Source organism: Bittarella massiliensis (ex Durand et al. 2017) (assembly GCF_017566145.1).
Classification (GTDB): domain Bacteria; phylum Bacillota; class Clostridia; order Oscillospirales; family Ruminococcaceae; genus Bittarella; species Bittarella massiliensis_A.
Genome location: NZ_JABFCL010000194.1, coordinates 1 through 224 on the forward strand (window position 1 = coordinate 1; position 224 = coordinate 224).

Annotated in this window: 1 pseudogene; it reads left to right on the forward strand. The window is 53.6% G+C overall.

The features are described from left to right. A pseudogene (locus tag HJY11_RS15865) lies at positions 1-224 on the forward strand (IS66 family transposase); the annotation flags it as partial.

Genomic DNA, 224 nt, shown 5'->3' on the forward strand with positions numbered 1-224 from the left:
TCGTGAAAGCAGACCGGCCAAAGGAGCTGCTCCGAAACAGCATCCTGACCCCTTCCCTGGCTGCAAGCATCCTGAATGCCAAGTATGTAAACGGCCTTCCCTTATACCGGATCAGCTAGGAATTCCTGCGCAATGACATTCACATCTCCCGGCAGGTGATGGCCAACTGGGTGATCCAGTGTGCCGACCGGTATCTGGGACCCCTTTATGATTACCTTCATAAC